The 3,992-nt window shown below is 58.0% G+C and carries 3 protein-coding genes; all 3 read right to left on the bottom strand.

All coding sequences use genetic code 11. The features are described 5' to 3' along the window. Positions 1–1,133 (bottom strand): dihydrolipoyl dehydrogenase (lpdA, locus tag ACIOZM_RS31305; protein ID WP_401221460.1); only part of this gene is annotated, 1,133 nt, incomplete at its 3' end. 97 nt (positions 1,134–1,230) lie between these two features. After that, positions 1,231–2,451 carry a 2-oxoglutarate dehydrogenase complex dihydrolipoyllysine-residue succinyltransferase gene (gene odhB / locus ACIOZM_RS31300; RefSeq protein ID WP_401221457.1) on the bottom strand — a complete coding sequence of 407 codons (1,221 nt, stop codon included), beginning with the start codon at positions 2,449–2,451 and terminating at the stop codon, positions 1,231–1,233. 42 nt (positions 2,452–2,493) lie between these two features. Beyond that, a partial coding sequence (locus tag ACIOZM_RS31295; RefSeq protein WP_401221454.1) for a 2-oxoglutarate dehydrogenase E1 component occupies positions 2,494–3,992 on the bottom strand: 1,499 nt, incomplete at its 5' end.

Here is a 3,992-nt window from a genome sequence, read left to right as displayed (position 1 = left end):
ACGCCATCAGCTTTCAAGGCCTGCTCGGTTTTGCCAACCCACGCGATTTCCGGGTGAGTATAAATAACCGAAGGGATCAGGTCATAGTTCATCTGGGCTTTGTGGCCCTTGATGCGCTCGACAACCATGATGCCTTCTTCCGAAGCCTTGTGAGCCAGCATCATGCCGCGAACCACGTCACCGATGGCGAAAACGCCCGGTACGGTGGTCGCGCAGTGATCGTCAACGTGCACGAAACCACGCTCGTCGAGGGTCACGCCGCTATCGGAAGCCAGCAGATCAGTGGTCACCGGACGGCGACCAACGGCTACGATCAGCTTGTCGAAAGTGATGGTCTGTTCGCCGTTGGCATCGGTGTAGTTCACGACAACTTCGTTGCCGTTCACTTTCGAGCCGGTCACGCGAGCGCCCAGTTTGATGTCCAGACCCTGTTTGGTCAGGGTTTTCAGCGCTTCCTTGGAAACAGCGGTGTCCGCTGCCATCAGGAAAGTGTCCAGAGCTTCCAGGACAACCACTTCAGAACCCAGACGCGACCAGACCGAACCCAGTTCCAGGCCGATCACGCCAGCGCCGATCACGCCCAGACGCTTAGGTACGGTCTGGAATTCCAGAGCGCCAGTCGAATCGACGATGACGTTCTGATCGACCGGAGCCGGTGGAATGTCGATCGGACGCGAACCTGGAGCCAGGATGACGTTTTCAGCTTCGATGATTTCAACCGAACCGTCAGGCTTGGTGACTTCGACTTTCTTGCCAGCCAGCAGTTTGCCGTGGCCCTGGATCGAAGTAACGCCGTTGGCCTTGAACAGGGTGGCAACACCGCCGGTCAGGTTCTTGACGATGCCAGCCTTGCGGCCAACCATCGCTGCGACGTCCATTTTGACTTCGCCGGTGGAGATACCGTGAACGTTGAAGCTTTCTTTGGCTTCCTTGTACTTCCAGGAGCTGTCGAGCAGCGCCTTGGACGGAATGCAGCCGACGTTCAGGCAGGTACCGCCGAGGGCTTGTTTGCCTTCAGCGTCGGTGTACTTCTCGATGCAGGCAGTGGTCAGACCCAACTGGGCGGCCTTGATGGCAGCCACGTAGCCGCCAGGGCCAGCACCGATCACTACTACGTCAAATTTCTGCGACATTCAAAAATTCCTCTTTAGCGAAAAGCTTCAAGCCGCGCGCTGCAAGCCAAGCTGCCTTTGCTTGCAGCTTGAAACTTGCAGCTCGTGACTGCTTCTATCAGATATCCAGCAACAGACGAGCCGGATCTTCCAGCAGGTTCTTGATGGTCACCAGGAAGGTTACAGCTTCTTTGCCATCGATCAGACGGTGATCGTAGGACAGAGCCAGGTACATCATCGGACGGATAACGACCTGACCGTTGATCGCCATAGGACGCTGCAGAATGTTGTGCATGCCCAGGATAGCCGCTTGCGGCGGGTTGACGATCGGGGTCGACATCATCGAACCGAAGGTACCACCGTTGGTGATGGTGAAGGTACCACCGGTCATCTCGTCCATCGACAGTTTGCCGTCACGGGCTTTCTTGCCGAAGGTGGCGATGCCGCCTTCGATTTCAGCCAGGCTCATCAGTTCGGCGTTACGCAGAACCGGAACCACCAGACCGCGGTCGCTGGAAACAGCAACACCAACGTCGGCGTAACCGTGGTAAACGATGTCTGCACCGTCGATCGACGCGTTCACGGCCGGGAAGCGTTTCAGCGCTTCGGTCGCTGCTTTGACGAAGAACGACATGAAGCCCAGGCGTACGCCGTTGTGGGACTTCTCGAACAGGTCCTTGTACTTCGAACGCAGAGCCATGACTTCGGTCATGTCGACTTCGTTGAAAGTGGTCAGCATCGCCATGTTCGATTGAGCTTCAACCAGACGCTTGGCAACGGTTGCACGAACGCGGGTCATCGGTACGCGCTTCTCGACGCGGTCGCCAGCAGCGAACACTGGAGCAGCGGCCGACGGAGCAGCAGCCTTGGCAGGTGCGGCAGCCGGAGCGGCTTTCTTCGCGGCAACAGCTGCAACCACGTCTTCCTTGGTCACACGACCACCCTTGCCGGTGCCGGCAACGGAAGCGATGTTGATGCCGTTTTCTTCAGCCAGCTTGCGAGCAGCCGGTGCAGCAACAGGATCATCTTCGCCTTCGGCAGCAGCAGGTGCGGCGGCAGCGGCCGGAGCAGCAGCGGCAGCCGGAGCAGCGGCAGCAGCGCTGCCCGCTTCGATCGAGCCGAGGATCTGGTTGGACAGAACGGTGTCGCCTTCGTTGGCAACGATTGCGCCCAACACGCCGTCAGCTTCGGCCAACACTTCCAGAACAACCTTGTCGGTTTCGATGTCGACAATCAGGTCGTCACGCTTTACAGCGTCGCCTGGTTTTTTGTGCCAGGTAGCAACGGTGCCGTCGGCAACCGATTCCGGAAATGACGGGGCTTTGATTTCGATAGCCATTATCTGTGAGTCCTTAAAAATTCGGTTTCAGGTGCGAAGGCGTTAAACGGTAAACGCGTCTTGCAGCAGTTTTTCCTGCTGCTCGGCGTGCATCGATGCGTAACCACAAGCAGGTGCAGCAGAAGCATCACGGCCCGCGTACTCAAGTACGAGAGACTTGTCGTGATTGCCAACGATGCGGCGCATGTGATGCTGGCTGCAGTACCAGGCACCCTGGTTCATCGGCTCTTCCTGACACCAGACAATGTGTTTCAGGTTGGTGTACGGAGCCAGGACTTCGTTCAAGTCGTCCTCAGGGAATGGATACAGCTGCTCGATACGCACGACGGCGATATCGTCACGGCCTTCGGCACGGCGTTTTTCCAGCAGGTCGTAGTAGACCTTGCCGCTACACAGAACCAGACGCTCGACCTTTTTCGGGTCTTGAACATCGATTTCCGGGATCACGGTCTGGAACGAACCTTCGGCCAGATCTTCCAGGGTCGAGATGGCCAGTTTGTGACGCAGCAACGACTTCGGAGTCAGCACGATCAGCGGCTTGCGCAGCGGACGGATCACCTGACGACGCAGCAAGTGGTAGATCTGTGCTGGCGTAGTCGGTACCGCTACCTGAATGTTGTGCTCGGCGCACAGTTGCAGGTAACGCTCAAGACGTGCGGAGGAGTGCTCCGGGCCCTGGCCTTCGTAGCCGTGCGGCAGCAGCATGGTCAGACCGCAGAGACGGCCCCACTTGTGCTCGCCACTGGTGATGAACTGGTCAATTACGACCTGTGCACCGTTGGCGAAGTCGCCGAACTGGGCTTCCCAGATGACCAGCGCATTTGGCGTGGTAGTCGAGTAACCGTATTCGAACGCCAATACCGCTTCTTCCGACAGGAACGAGTCGTACAGGTCAAAACGAGGCTGACCGTCGTACAGGTGCTGCAGCGGAACGTAAGTGCCGGCATCTTTCTGGTTGTGCAGAACAGCGTGACGGTGCGAGAACGTACCGCGACCGATGTCCTGACCCGTCATGCGGATCGGGTGACCTTCGAACGCCAGGGTCGCGTACGCCATGGTTTCGGCGTAACCCCAGTTGATCGGCAGGCCGCCGGCTTGCATTTTCTGACGGTCTTCGTAGATCTTCGCGACCTGACGCTGAACCACGAAACCTTCTGGAATTTCCAGCAGTTTGGCGGACAGTTCTTGCAGGGTCTTCAGATCGAAACGCGTGTCGTGACGCGCAGTCCAGGCGTGGCCCAGATACGGACGCCAGTCCACGAACAACTCTTTGTTCGGCTCTTTGACCAGGCTTTTCACTACGTGCAGACCGTTGTCCAGCGCGTTGCGATATTCATCAACCTTGGCTTGAACGCGGTCGGCGTCGAGGGTCCCGTCCTGAATCAGACGATCAGCGTACAGCTCACGAGTGGTGCGCTGTTTGGTGATCTGCTGATACATCAGAGGCTGGGTGCCGCTCGGCTCGTCGGCCTCGTTGTGACCGCGACGACGGTAGCAGACCAGATCGATCACCACGTCACGCTTGAACTGCATGCGGTAGT

This window comes from Pseudomonas sp. NPDC087346 (assembly GCF_044744235.1).
Lineage (GTDB): Bacteria > Pseudomonadota > Gammaproteobacteria > Pseudomonadales > Pseudomonadaceae > Aquipseudomonas.
This window is presented reverse-complemented; position numbering and strand designations above follow the sequence as displayed.

Excerpts from the sequence above, each read along its gene's own strand:
- odhB (WP_401221457.1), bottom strand. The coding sequence starts at position 2,451 with ATGGCTATCGAAATCAAAGCCCCGTCATTTCCGGAATCGGTTGCCGAC.